Source organism: Burkholderia sp. BCC1977, from assembly GCF_905339595.1.
GTDB lineage: Bacteria > Pseudomonadota > Gammaproteobacteria > Burkholderiales > Burkholderiaceae > Burkholderia.
Genome location: NZ_CAJPGQ010000072.1, coordinates 1 through 18566, shown reverse-complemented (window position 1 = coordinate 18566; position 18566 = coordinate 1). Strand labels below are relative to the sequence as shown.

General features: G+C 66.8%; 16 protein-coding genes. 4 read left to right on the top strand and 12 right to left on the bottom strand.

Features of this window, described 5'->3' with window-relative positions; translation table 11 throughout:
• Window positions 1-79: 79 nt before the first annotated feature.
• Window positions 80-685, bottom strand: coding sequence for a YbhB/YbcL family Raf kinase inhibitor-like protein (locus tag U5771_RS33545; RefSeq protein ID WP_322027916.1), 606 nt, complete (start codon window positions 683-685; stop codon window positions 80-82).
• A 239-nt stretch (window positions 686-924) separates the two neighbouring features.
• Window positions 925-1611, bottom strand: coding sequence for an orotate phosphoribosyltransferase (locus tag U5771_RS33540; protein ID WP_006752465.1), 687 nt, complete (start codon window positions 1609-1611; stop codon window positions 925-927).
• A 459-nt stretch (window positions 1612-2070) separates the two neighbouring features.
• Between U5771_RS33540 and U5771_RS33535 the strand changes: the two genes are divergently transcribed.
• Window positions 2071-4341, top strand: coding sequence for an NADP-dependent malic enzyme (locus tag U5771_RS33535; protein ID WP_322027915.1), 2271 nt, complete (start codon window positions 2071-2073; stop codon window positions 4339-4341).
• A gap of 145 nt (window positions 4342-4486) precedes the next feature.
• Here the strand turns inward: U5771_RS33535 and U5771_RS33530 are convergent, their stop codons facing one another.
• Window positions 4487-8077 (bottom strand): indolepyruvate ferredoxin oxidoreductase family protein, encoded by a 3591-nt coding sequence (locus U5771_RS33530; protein WP_322027914.1) that lies wholly within the window; start codon window positions 8075-8077, stop codon window positions 4487-4489.
• A gap of 319 nt (window positions 8078-8396) precedes the next feature.
• Here U5771_RS33530 and U5771_RS33525 point away from each other — a divergent pair, with 319 nt between their 5' ends.
• Complete coding sequence (locus U5771_RS33525) at window positions 8397-8591, top strand: hypothetical protein (protein ID WP_322027913.1); 195 nt, start codon at window positions 8397-8399, stop codon at window positions 8589-8591.
• A 141-nt stretch (window positions 8592-8732) separates the two neighbouring features.
• On the opposite strand, the gene hppD is transcribed toward U5771_RS33525, so the two are convergent.
• Window positions 8733-9830: a 4-hydroxyphenylpyruvate dioxygenase gene (hppD, locus tag U5771_RS33520; RefSeq protein WP_044846324.1), complete on the bottom strand. Its 1098-nt coding sequence runs from the start codon at window positions 9828-9830 to the stop codon at window positions 8733-8735.
• A gap of 216 nt (window positions 9831-10046) precedes the next feature.
• Between hppD and U5771_RS33515 the strand changes: the two genes are divergently transcribed.
• The gene (locus tag U5771_RS33515) at window positions 10047-10571 is read left to right on the top strand and encodes an Lrp/AsnC family transcriptional regulator (RefSeq protein WP_089424280.1); all 525 of its coding nucleotides are present in this window, start codon (window positions 10047-10049) and stop codon (window positions 10569-10571) included.
• A gap of 71 nt (window positions 10572-10642) precedes the next feature.
• Here U5771_RS33515 and U5771_RS33510 read toward each other — a convergent pair whose 3' ends face one another.
• The 8 genes from U5771_RS33510 to paaA all read right to left on the bottom strand — a co-directional run bounded on the left by U5771_RS33510 (window position 10643) and on the right by paaA (window position 16988).
• The gene (locus U5771_RS33510) at window positions 10643-11290 is read right to left on the bottom strand and encodes a GNAT family N-acetyltransferase (protein WP_322027912.1); all 648 of its coding nucleotides are present in this window, start codon (window positions 11288-11290) and stop codon (window positions 10643-10645) included.
• Between the two features lie 234 nt (window positions 11291-11524).
• Window positions 11525-12130 carry a TetR/AcrR family transcriptional regulator gene (locus tag U5771_RS33505; protein WP_322027911.1) on the bottom strand — a complete coding sequence of 202 codons (606 nt, stop codon included), beginning with the start codon at window positions 12128-12130 and terminating at the stop codon, window positions 11525-11527.
• 22 nt (window positions 12131-12152) lie between these two features.
• On the bottom strand, window positions 12153-12968 hold the full coding sequence (locus U5771_RS33500) for a DUF1835 domain-containing protein (protein ID WP_322027910.1): 816 nt from the start codon (window positions 12966-12968) through the stop codon (window positions 12153-12155).
• Between the two features lie 129 nt (window positions 12969-13097).
• Entirely contained in the window at window positions 13098-14234 is a 1137-nt protein-coding gene (gene paaE, locus U5771_RS33495) for a 1,2-phenylacetyl-CoA epoxidase subunit PaaE (RefSeq protein WP_322027917.1), read from the bottom strand.
• Window positions 14235-14265: 31 nt separating this feature from the next.
• Window positions 14266-14829 (bottom strand): 1,2-phenylacetyl-CoA epoxidase subunit PaaD, encoded by a 564-nt coding sequence (paaD, locus tag U5771_RS33490; RefSeq protein ID WP_322027909.1) that lies wholly within the window; start codon window positions 14827-14829, stop codon window positions 14266-14268.
• Window positions 14830-14854: 25 nt separating this feature from the next.
• Complete coding sequence (gene paaC / locus U5771_RS33485; protein ID WP_322027908.1) at window positions 14855-15658, bottom strand: 1,2-phenylacetyl-CoA epoxidase subunit PaaC; 804 nt, start codon at window positions 15656-15658, stop codon at window positions 14855-14857.
• 10 nt (window positions 15659-15668) lie between these two features.
• A complete protein-coding gene (gene paaB, locus U5771_RS33480; protein WP_006752453.1) occupies window positions 15669-15953 on the bottom strand; it encodes a 1,2-phenylacetyl-CoA epoxidase subunit PaaB in 285 nt (94 codons plus the stop codon).
• A 36-nt stretch (window positions 15954-15989) separates the two neighbouring features.
• The gene (gene paaA, locus U5771_RS33475; protein WP_322027907.1) at window positions 15990-16988 is read right to left on the bottom strand and encodes a 1,2-phenylacetyl-CoA epoxidase subunit PaaA; all 999 of its coding nucleotides are present in this window, start codon (window positions 16986-16988) and stop codon (window positions 15990-15992) included.
• A 200-nt stretch (window positions 16989-17188) separates the two neighbouring features.
• On the opposite strand from paaA, the gene U5771_RS33470 reads away from it, so the two are divergent.
• The gene (locus U5771_RS33470; RefSeq protein ID WP_322027906.1) at window positions 17189-18454 is read left to right on the top strand and encodes an SGNH/GDSL hydrolase family protein; all 1266 of its coding nucleotides are present in this window, start codon (window positions 17189-17191) and stop codon (window positions 18452-18454) included.
• Window positions 18455-18566: the final 112 nt, after the last annotated feature.

Sequence of the window (18566 nt, the reverse complement as noted above, 5' to 3'; positions counted from 1 at the left end):
TCTACCGCTCTCCCGGTCTCACCTACTTCGCCTCTTCCCTACACCGCCACACCGCCACACCGCGACACCGCGCGAGCGCTTACTGCCCGTAGGTGACCGTGAGCCGTGCGGTGCCGATCGTCAGCGTGCCGATCTCGTGCTCGAACATCGGGGCGGGGCGCCCTTGCGCGACGCGCAGGTCCGTGCCCTTCAGCGCATAGACGGTGATCACGTAGCGGTGCGGCTTGCCGGGCGGCGGGCATGGGCCGCCGTAGCCGTCGATCCCGAAGTCGTTGCGCGCCTCGCTCGCGCCGATGCGGCGCAGGAAGCCCGACGCGCTCGCGTCGGCCGGCAGGCTCGTGACGCTCGCCGGGATGCCGGCGACGGCCCAGTGCCACCAGCCGTGCCCCGGCGCATCGGGATCGAAGATCGTGATCGCGTAGCCGCGCGTGCCGGGCGGCGGGTTGTGCCAGCTGAGCTGCGGCGAACGGTTGTCGCCCTTGCAGTCGCCGCGGTCGAACACGTTCGCGGCGCGGACGCGCCCGCCGGGCGTCAGTTCGTCGCTCGACACGATGAACGGGCCTTCCGCGCGCGCGGGCAGGGGGGCGAACGGCGCGCACGCGGCGGCGGCGCAGAGAAGGACGGCGATGAACGGAGACGAACGACCCGGGGACGCAGGCGAAGTGATCCGGCGATCCACACGCATATGGCGCTTCTCCCGTCACGTGGGCCGGGCCGATGCTCCCGGCGTTGTTGGCGTTGTGCGTTGCCCGCGCAGCTGATGGCGGCGATGGATCAAGTCTAGCATTAGGGTTCGATGAGCGATGCATGCCGCGGCCCGCGATTCGGGCCGGCCCCGATGCCGATCGACGGACGAAAAAAAACCGCTCGCGATCAGGCGAGCGGCTTTTTCAGCCAGGGCGCCGGCAGCGTGCCGGCACGGCGTCACTCCTTCGGGGCCGTCGCGCCGCCGTGCGCGGCCGACCACTCGGCCGGCGCGTGCAGGAACTTCTCGACTTCGTCGAGCGTCTTGGTCTCGAAGTAGCCCGACGCCTTCGCGACGCGCAGCACGTCCCACCACGTCGCCAGCGCGTGCAGGTCGACGTCGATGTCCTTCAGGACCGACACGCTTTCCTTGAAGATGTTGTAGTGGAACAGCACGAAGCAGTGGTTCACCGTCGCGCCCGCGGTGCGCAGCGCGTTGACGAAGTTGATCTTGCTGCGGCTGTCGGTCGTCAGGTCTTCCACCAGCAGCACGCGCGAGCCTTCTTCCAGATGACCCTCGATCTGCGCGTTGCGGCCGAAGCCCTTCGGCTTCTTGCGCACGTACTGCATCGGCACCATCATGCGGTCCGCGAGCCATGCCGCGAACGGGATGCCGGCCGTCTCGCCGCCTGCCACCGAGTCGATCTGCTCGAAGCCGACGTCGCGCATGATCGTCGTTTCCGCCATTTCCATCAGCGCACGACGCACGCGCGGATACGAAATCAGCTTGCGGCAGTCGATATAGACGGGGCTTGCCCAGCCGGACGTGAAGATGAACGGTTTTTCGGCGTTGAAGTGCACCGCCTGCACTTCGAGCAGGATTTTGGCGGTCGTATCCGAGATCGACTGACGATCGTAGCCTGTCATGGGCATTCCTTGGGTGATGAGCGAAGAGCGGGCGCGGGCCCGGTGGCGCAGCAAGGGGAACCGGCCCGAGGGGCCGGGGTGCGATCGGCAGGCCGATCGCATCGCTGCGCGCGTAGCCCGCTATTTTACCCGATTCAGGCCGGTTTTCGGCGGAATTCGAGCAGGTTCGGCGCGCGGCTCACCACCGGCGAAACAAACGGGGCGCGACCAGCCCGATGCGGATGCCGAGGATGCGGCACCGCACCAACGGACGTCATTTAGGGGGTGTACACTAGGCGACCCTTAGAAATCGTTCAGTACTTTGTACTTTCCTCTTGCCACCCGCCAAGGTTCGATGGCGTGCCGACCCGGCGCGCTGCGTGCCGTCTCGCAGTCGACCATCCCCTCGATCCAAGCAGACGCGGCCAAGGTGCTGTGTACTGAACCGTCAAAATTTCGCATGTCTCTCGCAGGTCAATCATGGACGAACAACTGAAGCAGGCCGCTCTCGCTTATCACCTGAACCCGAAACCCGGCAAGATTTCGGTCACCCCGACCAAGCCGCTGTCGAACCAGCTCGATCTGTCGCTCGCGTATTCGCCGGGCGTCGCCGCGGCGTGCGAGGCGATCCACGCCGATCCGCTCGACGCGCAGAAATATACGTCGCGCGGCAACCTCGTCGGCGTCATCACGAACGGCACGGCCGTGCTGGGCCTCGGCAACATCGGCCCGCTGGCCGCGAAGCCGGTGATGGAAGGCAAGGGCTGCCTGTTCAAGAAGTTCGCGGGCATCGACGTGTTCGACATCGAACTGTCGGAGTCCGACCCCGACAAGCTCGTCGAGGCGATCGCGATGCTCGAGCCGACGCTCGGCGGCATCAACCTCGAGGACATCAAGGCGCCGGAATGCTTCTACATCGAGCAGAAGCTGCGCGAGCGCATGAAGATCCCCGTCTTCCACGACGACCAGCACGGCACCGCGATCATCGCGTCGGCCGCGATCCTGAACGGCCTGAAGGTGGTCGGCAAGAAGCTGTCCGAAGTGAAGCTCGTGTGTTCGGGCGCGGGCGCGGCAGCGATCGCGTGTCTGGACCTGCTGGTGAACCTCGGCCTGACGAAGGCGAACATCCTCGTCGCCGATTCGAAGGGCGTGATCTACGAAGGGCGCGGCAACCTCGACCCGTCGAAGCAGCGCTATGCGGCGACCACCGACGCGCGCACGCTCGCCGACGCGATTGTCGGCGCGGACGTGTTCCTCGGCTGCTCGAGCGCGGGCGTGCTGAAGCAGGACATGGTCAAGACGATGGGCGACCGCCCGCTGATCCTCGCGCTCGCGAACCCGGAACCGGAAATCCGCCCGGAAGACGCGAAGGCCGTGCGCCCGGACGCGATCGTCGCGACCGGCCGTTCGGACTACCCGAACCAGGTCAACAACGTGCTGTGCTTCCCGTTCATCTTCCGCGGCGCGCTCGACGTCGGCGCGACGACGATCACGGAAGAAATGAAGCTCGCATGCGTGCGCGCGATCGCCGAGCTGGCCGAGGAAACCGACCAGAGCGAGGAAGTCGCGAAGGCATATGAAGGCCATTCGCTCGAGTTCGGGCCGGACTACCTGATTCCGAAGCCGTTCGATCCGCGCCTGATCATCAAGATCGCGCCGGCCGTCGCGCAGGCCGCGATGGATTCGGGCGTCGCCACGCGTCCGATCCAGGACATGGACGCATACCGCGAGCAGCTCGGCGCGACCGTCTACCGCACCGGCATGGTGATGCGCCCGGTGTTCGCGACCGCGAAGAAGCAGCAGGCGCGCATCGTGTTCGCCGAGGGCGAGGACGAGCGCGTGCTGCGCGCCGCGCAGTTCGTGCTGCAGGAAAAGATCGCGAAGCCGATCATCGTCGGCCGTCCGTCGGTCGTCGAGATGCGCCTGCAGAAGATCGGCTCGAAGCTGAAGGCCGGCGTCGATTTCGAGATCGTGAATCCGGAAGACGACACGCGCTACCACCGCTACTGGCAGGCGTACCACGAGATCGGCGCGCGTGACGGCGTCACGCCCGAAGTCGCGAAGGCCGCGATGCGCAAGTTCAACACGCTGATCGGCGCGATGCTCGTGCACCTGGGCGATGCGGACGGCATGATCTGCGGGATGATCGACACGTACCACACGCACCTGAAGTTCATCGAGCAGGTGCTGGGCCGTGCGAAGGGCGCCGAGCACTACGCGGCGATGAACCTGCTGATGCTGCCGGGCCGCAACCTGTTCCTGTGCGACACGTACGTGAACGAACTGCCGAGCGCCGAACAGCTCGCCGACATGACGATCCAGGCGGCCGCCGAGATCGAGCGCTTCGGCATCGCGCCGAAGGCCGCGCTGCTGTCGAACTCGAACTTCGGCAGTGCGCCGTCGGCGTCGTCGCGCCGCATGGCCGAAGCCCGCAAGCTGATCAGCGAGCGTGCGCCGAACCTGGAAGTCGACGGTGAAATGCACGGCGACGCGGCGCTGTCGGAAGCGGTCCGCAAGGCCGCATTCCCGGGCACGACGCTGTCGGGCGAAGCGAACCTGCTGATCATGCCGAACGTCGAAGCGGCGAACATCGCGTACAACCTGCTGAAGATGGTCGGCGGCGAAGGCGTGACGGTCGGCCCGTTCCTGCTCGGCGCGGCGAAGCCGGTGCACATCCTGACGCCGGCCGCGACCGTGCGCCGGATCATCAACATGACGGCGGTGGCCGCCGCGAACGCGAACACGAAGTAAGTTCGCATCCGCGTGCGCCGCGCATCCCGCGCGGCGCAATGAAAAACGCCACGGAACCTGCGTTCCGTGGCGTTTTTTTGAGTCTCGTGAACCGTCGGCCGTGCGGAGGCGGGCGTCCCGACCGCGAACGCCCGCCGCGCACCCGTTACGCGACCTGCTGGTGCGATTGACCACCCGTCGGCGAACGCCACTGCCCGAGCAGCGTGTTCCACTTCTGGCGCACCGCGCGCAGGTTGTTCTCCTTCACGTGGCCGTAGCCGCGAATGCCGTCCGGCAATGCCGCGAGCTCGAGCGCGAGCGGGCGGTTGGCCGCGTTCAGCTTGCCCAGCACTTCGCCGATCAGCGCTTCGTACTCGCCGATCAGTGCGCGCTCGGTGCGGCGCTCCCCGGTGCGGCCGAACGGGTCGAGCCCCGTGCCGCGCAGGAACTTCGCCTTCGCGAGCAGCCGGAACGCCGACAGCATCCACGGGCCGTACGCCTTCTTCACGAGATGGCCGTGTGCGTCCGTCTTCGCGAACAGCGGCGGCGCGAGATGGAACTTCAGCTTCCAGTCGCCTTCGAACTGCGACGACAGACGCGCGAGGAACGCGGGATCGGATTGCAGCCGCGCGACCTCGTATTCGTCCTTGTACGCCATCAGCTTGAACAGGTTGCGCGCGACCGCCTCGGTCAGCGGCTCCTGCACGGCGTCGCCGTCCGCCAGCACGCGTTCGGCCGCCCGCACCTTGTCGACGAAGGCCGCGTAGCGCGATGCATACGCGGCGTTCTGATACGCGGTGAGGAAGTCCACGCGCTTCGCGATCAGCGCGTCGACCGCCTTCTTCGTGTGCAGCGCGATCACCGTGGCGCCCTGCGCGGGGCGTGCGTCGCCGGCCGCGGCGTGTTTCACGCTCGCGAGGTCGTGCGCGGCGCGGCGGCCCCAGTCGAACGCCGCACGGTTCTTCTCGACCGACACCGCGTTCAGCTCGATCGCGCGTTCGAGCGACGCGAGCGTGAGCGGCAGCCAGCCCTTCTGCCACGCGTAACCGAGCACGAACGGGTTCGTGTAGATCGCATCGCCGAGCAGCGCGACCGCGAAGCGGTTCGCGTCGATGAAGTCGACGGCTTCACCTGCCGCCGCGCGGATGTCGTTCTCGGCGGACAGGCCCGGGAACGCCCAGTTCGGGTTCTTGATGAACTCGGCGGTCGGCGTCTGCGCGCTGTTGACGACCACGCGCGTCGTGTCGTGCCGCATCCGCGACGTGCATTCGTCGCCGGCCGTGACGATCGCGTCGCAGCCGATCACGAGGTCGGCTTCGCCCATCGCGATCCGCGTCGCGTGGATGTCGGTCGGCGCGTGCGAGATCTGCACGTGGCTCATCACGGCGCCGCCCTTTTGCGCGAGGCCCGTCACGTCGAGCACGGTCACGCCCTTGTTCTCCAGGTGCGCGGCCATCCCGAGCAGCGCGCCGATCGTGACGACGCCGGTGCCGCCGACACCCGTGACGAGCACGCCGTACGCACGGTCGATCGCCGGCAGCGTCGGCTCCGGAATCGGCGGCAGCGCGCCGCCGTCGACCGACACGGCCTTCGGTTTCTTCAGCTGGCCGCCTTCGACCGTGACGAAGCTCGGGCAGAAGCCCTTCACGCACGAGAAGTCCTTGTTGCAGCTCGACTGGTTGATCTGGCGCTTCGTGCCGAATTCGGTGTCGAGCGGCTCGACCGACAGGCAGTTCGACTGCACCGAGCAGTCGCCGCAGCCTTCGCACACCGCATCGTTGATCACGACGCGCTTGGCCGGATCCGGATATGTGCCGCGCTTGCGGCGGCGGCGCTTCTCGGTCGCGCAGGTCTGGTCGTAGATCAGGATCGTCGTGCCTTCGATCTCGCGCAGCTCGCGCTGCACGTCGTCGAGCTGGTCGCGATGATGGATCGTCACGCCCGGCGCGAGCAGCGACTTCTGGCTGTCGTACTTCTCCGGCTCGTCGGTGACGATCACGATCTTCTTCGCGCCTTCGGACGCGAGCTGGTGCGTGATCTGCGGCACCGTCAGCACGCCGTCGACCGGCTGGCCGCCCGTCATCGCGACCGCGTCGTTGTAGAGGATCTTGTAGGTGATGTTCGCCTTCGACGAGATCGCCGCGCGTACCGCCAGCAGGCCCGAGTGGAAATAGGTGCCGTCGCCGAGGTTCGCGAACACGTGCTTCTCGTCGGTGAACGGCGCCTGGCCGATCCACGGCACGCCTTCGCCGCCCATCTGGCTGAAGGTGCTCGTGCTGCGGTCCATCCACACCGTCATGTAGTGGCAGCCGATCCCGGCGATCGCGCGCGAGCCTTCCGGCACGTTGGTCGACGTGTTGTGCGGGCAGCCCGAGCAGAACCACGGCTTGCGCTCGGTCTGCACGTGCGGCTTCGCGAGCGCCATTTCCTTCGCGTTGATCACCGCGAGCCGCGCGGCGATGCGCGCGCGCACGTCGGACGGCAGCTCGAACTTCTCGAGGCGCGTCGCGATCGCCTTCGCGATGATCGCGGGCGACAGTTCATAGTGCGCGGGCAGCAGCCAGTTGCCCATCGGCACCGACCATTCGCCGCCGGCGCCGTCCTTCTCGTCGAACTTGCCGAACACGCGCGGACGCTGCGCATCGGGCCAGTTGTACAGCTCTTCCTTGATCGCGTACTCGAGGATCTGGCGCTTTTCCTCGACGACGAGGATTTCGTCGAGGCCGCGCGCGAATGCCTGCGCGCCCTGCGCCTCGAGCGGCCACACGCAGCCGACCTTGTACAGGCGGATGCCGATCCGCGCGCAGGTTTCGTCGTCGAGGCCGAGGTCCGTCAGTGCCTGGCGCACGTCGAGGTATGCCTTGCCGCCCGTCATGATCCCGAAGCGCGCGTTCGGCGAGTCGATCTCAATCCGGTCGAGCTTGTTCGCGCGCACATAGGCGAGCGCCGCGTACCACTTGTAGTCCAGCAGCCGCGCTTCCTGCACGAGCGGCGGGTCGGGCCAGCGGATGTTCAGGCCGCCTTCCGGCACGATGAAGTCGGTCGGCAGCACGATCTCGGTGCGATGCGGGTCGATGTCGACCGACGCCGACGATTCGACCACGTCCGTCACGCACTTGAGCGCGACCCACAGGCCCGAGTAGCGGCTCATCGCCCAGCCGTGCAGGCCGAAGTCGAGATACTCCTGCACGTTGGACGGGAACAGCACCGGCAGCCCGCAGGCCTTGAAGATGTGTTCGGACTGGTGCGCGAGCGTCGACGATTTCGCCGCATGGTCGTCGCCGGCGAGCACGAGCACGCCGCCGTGCTTCGACGAGCCGGCCGAGTTCGCGTGCTTGAAGACGTCGCCGGTGCGGTCGACGCCCGGACCCTTGCCGTACCACATGCCGAACACGCCGTCGTGCTTCGCGCCGGGGTACAGGTTCACCTGCTGCGAGCCCCACACGGCGGTGGCGGCGAGATCTTCGTTGAGACCGGGCTGGAAGACGATCTGGTGGGCCGCGAGGTGCTGCTTGGCCTTCCACAGCGAGAGATCGAGGCCGCCGAGCGGCGAGCCGCGATAACCGGAGATGAAGCCGGCCGTGTTGAGGCCGGCGGCGCGGTCGCGTTCCTGCTGCAGCATCGGCAGGCGCACGAGCGCCTGGATGCCGCTCATGTACGCGCGGCCGCGTTCGAGCGTGTATTTGTCGTCAAGCGTGACGGACTTCAGCGCGGCTTCAAGCGACGCGCGTTGGCCTGCGTCTAGCGGGGCATTCATTAACTGTCTCCTCCACCCAGTTTGGGATCACCAAAGCTTCGATTGCGTCGACGTCTTGTGAACGTGTCGGCAGTGGCCGGCATATTGGCCGGTTTTCGCTGATGGTAGCACTGGGATAAACCCGTCGCCCACTGGCCGGGATGCCGCGACGCGTCGACGAAATGGCGCGCGGCGATGCGTTACATCATGTAAAAGCATGTAAAGCCGGTCCCATCTTCGTACAAATGCCGTTAATCTTGTCGGCCTGCCGGAGGTGCCCGGTCGCGTCGGCCCGTTTCGACGCAACCGGGGAGGCGCCGGCAGTTTTACAGGAGGTGCAATGAACACACGTCATATCCAGAGTTTCCTGATCGTGTCCGCCGCGTTTCTCGCGATGACCGGCCCGGTGCACGCGCAAGGCGCGAGCGCACTGGCGGCAGCCGGCGCGCAGATGCGCCAGATCGCGCCGGCGCAGGGCGCCGACGCCCAGCCGGCGGCCGAGCGCGCCGTCGTATCGAAGGCGAACGTGCGTTGATCCGTTCGCGCGGCCGCCGGGCCGCGCCGGAACGACGAAAACGGAAAAAGGGCGGGAATCGCAAGATTCCCGCCCTTTTCCTTTATGCCGCCGATGTTCGCGCGGCCACCCGGGCTGCCGGGCGCCGCGCGGCCGTCTGCGTCAGGCCTTGTCCTGGACCACGCCGCGGCGGATCTGGTCGAGCTCGATCGATTCGAACAGCGCCTTGAAGTTGCCTTCGCCGAAACCCTGGTTGCCCTTGCGCTGGATGATCTCGAAGAAGATCGGGCCGATCTGGTTCTCGGTGAAGATCTGCAGCAGCAGGTCGTCGCGGGCGCCGTCGATCAGGATCTTGCGCTTCTTCAGCTCGTCCAGCGATTCGCCGTGGTTCGGCACGCGGCGGTCGACCAGCTCGTAATACGTGTCGATCGTGTCGAGCAGCTTCACTTCCTTGCCGCGCAGCCCGTCGACCGCGCCGTAGATGTCGTTCGTGCCGAGCGCGATGTGCTGGATGCCTTCGCCGTGGTACGCGTCGAGATATTCCTGGATCTGGCCGGCCGTGTCCGAGCCTTCCTCGTTGATCGGGATCCGGATCTTGCCGCACGGCGACGTCATCGCCTTCGACTTCACGCCCGTCACCTTGCCTTCGATGTCGAAATAGCGCACTTCGCGGAAGTTGAACAGGCGCTCGTAGAACTCGGCCCATTCCTGCATGCGGCCGCGATGCACGTTGTGCGTCAGGTGGTCGATGTAGGTGAGGCCGTGGCCGACCGGGTTCGGGTTCGCGCCGGCGATCGGCTCGAAGTCGACGTCATAGATGCTGATGTCGCCGATCGCGCCCGGCTGCGCGCCGTTCTTGCCGCGCCAGCGGTCGACGAAATAGATCAGCGAATCGCCGATGCCCTTGATCGCCGGGATGTTCAGCTCCATCGGGCCGGTCTTGTTGTCGAAGCCCCACGCGCCGAGTTCGAGCGCGTGCCGGTATGCCTTCGCGGCGTCCTGCACGCGGAACGCGATCGCGCAGATCGACGGGCCGTGCAGGCGCGCGAAGCGTTGCGCGAACGAATCGGGTTCGGCATTGATGATGAAGTTGATGTCGCCCTGGCGGTAGACCGTCACGTCCTTGTGGCGATGGCGTGCGATCGCGGTGAAACCCATCCGTTCGAACAGTTGTCCGAGCGCTTTCGGATCCGGCGCCGTGTATTCGATGAATTCGAAGCCGTCGGTGCCGACGGGGTTGTCCCAGTTGGGGATCTGCATGCCTTGTCTCCTGTGTCCTGTGTACTGTGCGATCGGCCGGGGTGATGGGGCCGGGCCGGTTTCATGTCGAGGGCGACGCGTGCCGCGGTGCGCGCAACGCATCGGTCCATGCGACAGAGTGTAGCGGGCAGGGGAGAGCGTAAACTTGCGAACTTGGTTGTCCGTGCCTACGATGGCGCAATTTCCAGTCTCGAAATAATCAACGGAGGGCAGAAAATGGCGCAAGCCGAATTGGATGCCATCGACCGGCGGATTCTCGCGATTCTTCAGGAGAACGGCCGCCTGTCGAACCAGGAGATCGCCGAGCGCGTGAACCTGTCGCCGAGCCCGTGCCTGCGGCGGATCCGGCGGCTCGAGGAGATCGGCGTGATCACCGGCTACGTCGCGCTGCTCGATCCGCAGAAGCTCGGGCTCGACCTGCTCGCGTACGTGAGCGTGCGGCTCGAGAAGCGCGGCGGCCTGGCGCCGGTCCGTGCCGACGAGACGTCGGCGCGCGCGGGCGCGACCCACGCGGAACTGTTCCGCGCGGCCGTGCAGGCCTGGCCGGAAGTGGTCGCGTGCCACGCGATGACGGGGGACATGGATTACCTGCTGCGCGTGCAGGTCGAGGACATGGCGCACTTCTCCCGCTTCGTGCAGGAGCACTTGCTGCATCATCCGTCGGTGATCGACGTGAAGACGAGCTTCTCGCTCGAGTGCTTCAAGGAGACGACGGCGTTGCCGATCCGGTCGGTGCGCTAGCTGCGCGGCGCCGGGCAGGAGAGGAGAAAACGAAGGCCGGGCGCCCCGCGGGGCGGCCCGGTCGGCCGATGTTACGCCGTCAGTGCGGCGGGCATCAGCGATTCGATGAACTTCGACGTGCGGTGCGCCTGGCGCTTCAGCGCATAGTCGAACACCGCGGCCTGTTCCTGCAGCATCTCGGCAAGGATCGTCGAGTGGTCGGCAGGCGGCAGCGACAGGTACGCATCGGCTTCGCCGTAGGCGTATTCGATCCGCATCCCGGACTTCTTCGCGATGTGCATCATCGTCGCGTTGCGCGACAGGCAATGCATGTACAGCATCGTCACACGGGTGTTGCGGCTGCGGATCGCCGCGCGCTCGAACAGTTTCGAGCCGACGCCGCGGCCGCGGGCGCTTTCGAGCACCGACACGCCGAATTCGGCCGTGCGCTTGTCGCCTTCGGCGGGCAGGTACGCCAGGTGACCGACGCCGATCAGTTCGAGCGCATGGTCGAACACGCCGAACACGGTGTCGCGACCGAAGTCGATCGTACGGACATAGTTCTCGATCACGTGGTCGGGCACCATCTGGCCGAAGCGCAGCAGGCGGTCCTCTTCGTCGAGCGAGAGAAAGTGAGTGAGCATTTGCTCACGGTCTTTGGAAGCCAGTTCCCTGACGAGAACCGGCGCAGTACCGGCGTGGCCGACAGCATCGGCACGGCGGTTGAATTGCGTGTTCATCGTGGGTTCCTCAGTGTGTAGCTGCACAAGCAACTTGTGCAATGCAACAGCATTTTACCCGAGCGGGTTGGGGAAAACCCGTATTTGACGTTATTTGTGCCGAGGGGGAATTCTAAATCCGCTTAGTTAATTCTCTATCTATTTGATTTTTAACGGATTTAAAATTGGTCGTATGAAACGCGCGGCAGCCTGTCGCAGTGTGCCCGCCGCGCAACGCATGCTGCTGCGCGGCAATCACGCGCCGGACGACAGCCCGTGTTCCATCAGGCCGATCACCTGTTCGGCGAAGTCGCGGTAGCCGAGGCGGCCGCCCGGCTTGAGCCACGTGAACGTCCAGTTGATCATCCCGAACACCATCATCGTGACCGACGTCTGGTTTTCCTTCGAGATCCGCTCCGGATAGGCGCGCGCGAGCTGGCGTGCGAATGCCGCGACGATGTCGCGCTGGCGGTCGAGCACGATTTCGCGCTGTGCGTCCTCGAGATACTTCACGTCGTTGAGCAGCGCGACATGGCGGCTGTGCGACGTCTCGTACTCGGCGAGGAACGCGCGCACCAGTTCGGCGAACGCGTCGCGCTCGCTGAGGCCGCGCCGCTGGCTCGCGCCTTCGACCTCGGCGATGATCAGCATCAACCGTTTCGTGTAGCGGTCGAGCAGGTCGAACAGGATCGCTTCCTTGCTCTCGTAATAGTGATAGAGACGTGCCTTCGACGTGCCGCTCGCGGTTGCGAGATCGGACATCGACGTGCTCGGGTAGCTCGTCTGCGCGAATTTCTCGGCGGCGAGATCGAGGATCTGCTCGCGCTGGGATTCGTGATCGGGCGCTCGGGTACGGGCCATGGTCGAATGCGAAAAAGTAGCGTTAGCGGGGCGCGGCTGCCGCGCGCACCTGTGTGGAAGAGAGGGCGGCCGGCGTGTCGTCCTGCACCTCGAGCCGGCCGGCCGCCGCGAGTTCGCGGCAGCGCCACCAGGCGATCGAGTCGCTGACGAACAGCCCGCCGCGGTCGGCGCCGGCTATGATGCCGCCGACGACGTGTCGCGCGGGCAGCCAGCCGGTTTCCGCGTGCGCGACGATCAGCGCGTCGAGATCCGCGTAGTGGCCGCTCTTGATCGTATTGCTGACCCAGTAGCGCAACTCGGCGTTCAGGTGCTTCGCCTCCTGCCATTCGAGCGCGAGGCGACCGATGCGCAGCACCGAGATCGGCGCGGCCACCGGCCGTTTGCGGGCGAGCGCCGCCGGCGAGAACATCCCGGTCGAGCAGGCCTGGTCGGTGCGGGTCAGCGCCGTGCGCTGCGGCGCGTCGAGATCGGCGGCCGACAGCCGCACCTCGTTCAGGCGCTGCGGCACGTTGCGCAGGTGATAGGCGACACGGCGCAGCAGCAGCTTGTCGCCGACGCTCGGCGCATGCCAGACGACTACCTGGCCCGTCTCCAGCGCGAGCTGGTCGAGGCGAGCGAATTCGCCTTCGATTTCCGCGTTCCAGTCGGGAATCCGGTCGCCGAGCACGCGCTGCCAGAAAGCGGCGCGCGTGTCGGGCGTCTCGTCGACGCCCTTCAGCGGCCCGACCGCGAGATCGTCGAGCAATCCGACGACGCGCTCGTCGCGTCCGGCTTGCGCGAGGGCCTCGCGCAGCGACGCGGCGGCGGTGCCGCCCTGAATCACGTGAATGGTACTCATCGGCCTGTCATCAACAAAAGAAAACCGCCGGCCGGCTGGACGCGATGACGTCCAGCCGGCCGGCGGCCCCTAGTGTAAGCGAGATGTGTGACGACGAGAAACCGGCGCGGCGCGCCGGCGCGACGCCGCTCAACGCTCGTCGAAGCTCACGACGACCTTGTCGCTGATCGGGTGGCACTGGCACGTGAGCACGAAGCCGTCCTTCACTTCGTGTTCCTCGAGCGTGTAGTTCTTCTCCATCCGGACTTCGCCTTCGACCACCTTCGCGCGGCACGTGCAGCACACGCCGCCCTTGCACGCGTACGGCAGCGCGAGGCCCGCGCGCAGGCCGACGTCGAGCAGGCTCACGCCCTCGTACGGCAGGCGCAGCTTGCGTTTCTTGCCGTCGAGCACGATTTCGAGGTCGGCGGCCGGCGTCTGGTCGGTGATCTCGACGACGGGCGCGCCCGCCTGCGGCAGCGGCGTGCCGAAACGTTCGACATGCACCTTCGCCTGCGGCACGCCGGCCGCCTTCAGCGCGGCTTCGGCCGCGTCCATCATCGGCGCGGGACCGCAGATGAACGCTTCGTCGATCGCGTCGGCCGGCATCAGCGTGGCGAGGAATTCCGCGCATTTCGCCTGATCGAGCACGCCGTTGAACAGCTCGACGTCCTGCTGGTCGTCCGACAGCACGTGGTACAGGACGAAGCGGTTCATGTAGCGGTTCTTCAGGTCCTCGAGTTCCTCGGCGAACATGATCGCGTCGACGCTGCGGTTGCCGTAGATCAGCGTGAACGTGCTGCGAGGCTCGAGTTCGAGCGTCGTCTTCACGATCGCGAGCACCGGCGTGATGCCCGAGCCGCCGGAAAACGCGACGTACTGCTTGCCGTGGTCCGCGTTCAGGTGCGTGAAGAAGCGGCCGTCCGGCGTCATCACGTCGATCGTATGACCCGGCTGGAGCGTGTCGAACGCGAAGTTCGAGAAACGGCCGCCGCGCACGCGCTTGATGCCGATGCGCAGTTCGCCGTCGCGGTCGTAGTCGGTCGTGCCGACGCAGATCGAGTACGACCGGCGCGTTTCCTCGCCGTCGATGTGGGTCTTCAGCGTGACGAACTGGCCTTGCGTGAAGCGGTACGCGTCGCGCAGCTCAGGCGGCACGTCGAAGGAGACGGTAACGGCGTCGGCGGTCTCGGGCCGCACGTCGCGGATCCGCAGCGGGTGAAATTGCGGGGTCGACGACCCCCGCCGGGCCGCCCCAAGGGGGGCGTCGGCCCCCTCGGGGGGCAGCGAATGAAGAGAGCGTGGGGGCTGTTTCATTTCAGTAGGGTTTGAAGTAGTCGAAGGGTTCGCGGCAGTCGACGCAGCGATACAGCGCCTTGCAGGCCGTGGACGCGAATTGCGCGAGACGCTCGGTGCGGGCGGAGCCGCAGCGCGGGCAAACGGGCGCCGCGACGGACCGCGGCACGAAACGCACGACGTTTTCACGCGGCGCGGCGCTGCCGCACTGGCCGACGGGCGGCGCGATGCCGTACGCGCGCAGCTTGTCGCGCGCTTCCTGCGTGATCCAGTCGGTCGTCCACGCGGGCGCGAGCACCGTCTCGATCCGGTGCGGCGGCAGGTCGGCGGCCTGCATGGCCGCGGCGATGTCCTCGGCGATCTGCGACATCGCCGGGCAGCCGGAGTAGGTCGGCGTGATCACGACTTCGAGCAGGCCGTCGTCCGCGCGACGGACGTCGCGCAGGATGCCGAGCTCGCGGATCGACACGACCGGAATCTCGGGATCGGGCACGGCTTCGAGCACGTCCCACGCGCGCACGAGCAACGGATCGTTGCGGTGCGCGGCGGGTGTTGCGTCGGCGGGGGCGGCGGTCGGGACGGACATCGTCGGGCTCCGTTGAGGCGGCGGGTTACCAGGTCGCGCCGGGGTGCTGGCGCGCGAGGCTCTGCATTTCCGCGAGCAGGTAGCCCATGTGCTCCGAGTGCTCGCCCTGCTTGCCGGTCGTCACATGCTGTACGGGCGCCGGCAGGGTGAGCGTCGCTTCCGCGAGCGCATCGTCCACGTCCGCGCGCCATGCGGCTTCGAGCGCGGCCGGTGCCGGGCCGATGCCCGGTGCGGAAATCGCGTCGTCGATTGCGTCGGCCGCGAAGAATTCGCGCGTGTACGGAATCAGGTAGTCGAGCGCGGCCTGCGCGCGGCGATGCGATTCGTCGGTACCGTCGCCGAGGCGCACCAGCCATTCGCGCGCGTGCTGCACGTGATAGCGGGTCTCCTTCACCGACTTCGCGGCGATTGCGGCGAGTTGCGCGTCCGTCGACGTTTCGAGCGCGGTCCACACGTGCAGCATCAGCGTCGCGTAGAGGAAGTTGCGCACGATCGTCACCGCGTAGTCCTTGTCGGCGTGCGCGGTGCCGGCGATCGGGCCGTAGTGCGGCAGCTCGGCGAGCGTGAAGTTCGCGAATTCGCGCTCGGTGCGGAAGTACGCGTAATCGTCTTCCGTTTTCGCCGTGCCGTTGAGCTGGCGCTCGAGTTCGGCTGCGTGTGTATACAGCATGCGGGCCTGGCCGATGAGGTCGAGGCTCATGTTGGTGAGCGCGATGTCTTCCTCGAGGATCGGGCCGTGGCCGCACCATTCGGCGTTGCGCTGACCGAGGATCAGCGTGTTGTCCGCGAGGCGCAGCACGTAGGAGAGGTGTTCGGGCGTGATCGTCATGGCGCGGGCGTTACATGTGGTTGACTTCGTCGGGCAGCGTGTAGAACGTCGGGTGACGGTAGATCTTGTCGCCCGCCGGTTCGAACAGCTCGGCCTTCTCGGCCGGATCCGACGCGGTGATCGCCGACGACGGCACCACCCAGATGCTCACGCCTTCCTGGCGGCGCGTGTAGACGTCGCGCGCCATGCGCAGCGCCATCGACGCGTCGGCCGCGTGCAGGCTGCCGCAATGCTTGTGGTCGAGGCCCTGCTTGCTGCGCACGAACACTTCCCAGATCGGCCATTCCTTGTTCATCACTTTCTCCTGAATCCTGTATTCGATGGTTGCCGCTCAGGCGGCGTGCTGTTCGGCGCGAGCAAGGCGCTTCGCTTCGTGCGCGAGCGCGGCTTCGCGCACCCATGCGCCGTCGTCGTGCGCTTTCACGCGGGTCGCGAGGCGCTCCTTGTTGCACGGGCCGTCGCCGTTGACGACGCGCCAGAATTCATCCCAGTCGATCGTGCCGTAGTCGTGGTGGCCGCGCGCCTCGTTCCATTTCAGATCCGGGTCGGGCAGCGTCACGCCGAGCACCTTCGCCTGGTCGACCGTCGCGTCGACGAACTTCTGACGCAGGTCGTCGTTCGTGATCCGCTTGATGCCCCATTTCGCGGACTGGTTGCTGTGGACCGAGTCGGCGTCGCTCGGGCCGAACATCATCAGCACCGGCCACCACCAGCGGTTCACCGCCTGCTGGACCATCGCGCGCTGCGCGTCGGTGCCCTTCATCATCGACAGCAGCGCATCGAAGCCCTGGCGCTGGTGGAACGACTCTTCCTTGCACACGCGGATCATTGCTCGTGCGTACGGGCCGTACGTGCAGCGGCACAGCGGGATCTGGTTCATGATCGCGGCGCCGTCGACGAGCCAGCCGATCACGCCGACGTCGGCCCAGGTCGGCGTCGGGTAGTTGAAGATGCTCGAGTATTTCGCCTTGCCGGCATGCAGCGCGTCGATCAGCGAATCGCGCGATACGCCGAGCGTTTCCGCCGCGCTATACAGATAGAGGCCGTGACCGGCTTCGTCCTGGACCTTCGCGAGCAGGATCGCCTTGCGCTTCAGGCTCGGCGCGCGCGAGATCCAGTTGCCTTCCGGCAGCATGCCGACGACTTCCGAGTGCGCGTGCTGCGAGATCTGGCGCACCAGCGTCTTGCGATAGGCGTCGGGCATCCAGTCCTGCGGTTCGATCTTGCCGTCCGCGGCCATGACCGCGTCGAACCGCGCCTGCTCGGGCGACTCGGCTGCGGCGTCGAGCGATGCGACGTTGCCGGGGATGTCGAGGGATTGCGTGTACATGGCGGAGGATCTCGTCCGGTTGAATGTGTGCGAAGTATAAACCAACCGACCGGTCGGTTAATAAATTTCTTGCGGATTTGCAGCGAGACTCGGGTAAACGTGGGGCGTCGGGGTGCGATCGCCGGGCAGGAGGGCGGTCCGCCGCGTGAGATGGACGGCTTCTGCGGCACAATGCCCGCTTTCCGATGAGGATTTCGCCGATGTCATTTCGAAGCAGTTTCGTCGCGACCGTGCTGGGCGCGTCCGCTTTCCTGTCGCCGCTCGCGGCGTCGGCCGCACCGGCCGGGTGGGTTGCCGCGTGGGCGACCGCGTTGCAGCCGATTCCCGACCTGGCTGCGCCGCCGCCGCTCTATCGCGCGCCCGACGTGGCCGGGCGGACCGTCCGGCAGATCGTCTACCCGACGGTATCGGGGCACGCCGCGCGGATTCGCGTGAGCAATGCGTACGGTCGCGTACCGCTGGTGATCGAGGGTGCGGGTCTTGCGCGCGCGGGTGACGGCGCGGCGCTTGCCGACGGGACGAGTGCTGCCGTGCGTTTCGGCGGCAAGGCATCGGTGACGCTCGCACCGGGCCAGGAGTTCGAAAGCGACCCGGTAGCGATCGACGTGACGGCCGGGCAGCCGTATGCGATCAGTCTGTGGATGGGCGCGAACCAGCGGATGACCGTGTGGCATCGTGTGTCGAACCAGCTCAATTACGTATCGGCGCCGGGCGATCACGTGAGTGATCCGGGGGCCGGCGCATTCCGCACGCGCTTTACACAGTATGTTTGGGTGACGGAATTGGCCGTCGAGACCGGTGCCGCGCGGGCGAGTGTCGCGGCGATCGGGGACTCGATCACCGACGGGCTGCGTTCGAGCCTGAACCGCAACCGTCGCTGGCCCGACGCGCTGGCGCGCCGGCTGACCGCGGCAGGTTCGGATTCGCTCGGCGTGGTGAATCTCGGAATCAGCGGCAACCGGCTGCTGAGCGATTCGGCGTGCTACGGCACGTCGCTGGCGTCGCGGTTCGAGCGCGATGCGCTGTCGCGTGCGGGGGTGAAGGCGGCGATCGTGCTGATCGGCATCAACGACATCAACTTTGCGGCGATGCCGCCGCGCGCGGGGCTCGATTGCGACAACCCGCATACGCAGGTCACGGCCGCGTCGTTGATCGACGGCTATCGCCGGTTGATCGAGGCTGCGCACCGCCAGGGGGTGAAGGTCTTCGGCGCGACGCTCACGCCTGCGGCGTTGCCGGCCGGGCGCGAGGCGATCCGGCTCGAGGTGAACCGGTGGATCCGCAGCGGCGGCGGGTTCGACGGCGTGGTCGACTTCGACGCGGTACTGCGCGATCCGGCGCGCCCGAGTGTGCTGCAGCGCCGGTACGACAGCGGCGACGGCATTCATCCGAGCGACGTCGGTTATACGGCGATGGCGGACGCGGTGCCGGTGGAGCGGCTGCAGGCCGCGGCCGGCAGCAAGTGACATCGTCATATAGATAGAGCGACGAACTGTCGGCGGCTTCGAGATCGCAGGCGGCGCGTAGGCCATCGAGCCCGAAGCCCCCGTGCGCGGCAGCGCACGGGGGCTTTTTCAA

What these genes read in the sequence shown, in the direction of transcription:
- U5771_RS33545 (WP_322027916.1), bottom strand. Translation starts at nt 685, where the DNA reads ATGCGTGTGGATCGCCGGATCACTTCGCCTGCGTCCCCGGGTCGTTCG.
- U5771_RS33540 (WP_006752465.1), bottom strand. Translation starts at nt 1,611, where the DNA reads ATGACAGGCTACGATCGTCAGTCGATCTCGGATACGACCGCCAAAATC.
- U5771_RS33535 (WP_322027915.1), top strand. Translation starts at nt 2,071, where the DNA reads ATGGACGAACAACTGAAGCAGGCCGCTCTCGCTTATCACCTGAACCCG.
- U5771_RS33530 (WP_322027914.1), bottom strand. Translation starts at nt 8,077, where the DNA reads ATGAATGCCCCGCTAGACGCAGGCCAACGCGCGTCGCTTGAAGCCGCG.
- U5771_RS33525 (WP_322027913.1), top strand. Translation starts at nt 8,397, where the DNA reads ATGAACACACGTCATATCCAGAGTTTCCTGATCGTGTCCGCCGCGTTT.
- hppD (WP_044846324.1), bottom strand. Translation starts at nt 9,830, where the DNA reads ATGCAGATCCCCAACTGGGACAACCCCGTCGGCACCGACGGCTTCGAA.
- U5771_RS33515 (WP_089424280.1), top strand. Translation starts at nt 10,047, where the DNA reads ATGGCGCAAGCCGAATTGGATGCCATCGACCGGCGGATTCTCGCGATT.
- U5771_RS33510 (WP_322027912.1), bottom strand. Translation starts at nt 11,290, where the DNA reads ATGAACACGCAATTCAACCGCCGTGCCGATGCTGTCGGCCACGCCGGT.
- U5771_RS33505 (WP_322027911.1), bottom strand. Translation starts at nt 12,130, where the DNA reads ATGGCCCGTACCCGAGCGCCCGATCACGAATCCCAGCGCGAGCAGATC.
- U5771_RS33500 (WP_322027910.1), bottom strand. Translation starts at nt 12,968, where the DNA reads ATGAGTACCATTCACGTGATTCAGGGCGGCACCGCCGCCGCGTCGCTG.
- paaD (WP_322027909.1), bottom strand. Translation starts at nt 14,829, where the DNA reads ATGTCCGTCCCGACCGCCGCCCCCGCCGACGCAACACCCGCCGCGCAC.
- paaC (WP_322027908.1), bottom strand. Translation starts at nt 15,658, where the DNA reads ATGACGATCACGCCCGAACACCTCTCCTACGTGCTGCGCCTCGCGGAC.
- paaB (WP_006752453.1), bottom strand. Translation starts at nt 15,953, where the DNA reads ATGAACAAGGAATGGCCGATCTGGGAAGTGTTCGTGCGCAGCAAGCAG.
- paaA (WP_322027907.1), bottom strand. Translation starts at nt 16,988, where the DNA reads ATGTACACGCAATCCCTCGACATCCCCGGCAACGTCGCATCGCTCGAC.
- U5771_RS33470 (WP_322027906.1), top strand. Translation starts at nt 17,189, where the DNA reads ATGTCATTTCGAAGCAGTTTCGTCGCGACCGTGCTGGGCGCGTCCGCT.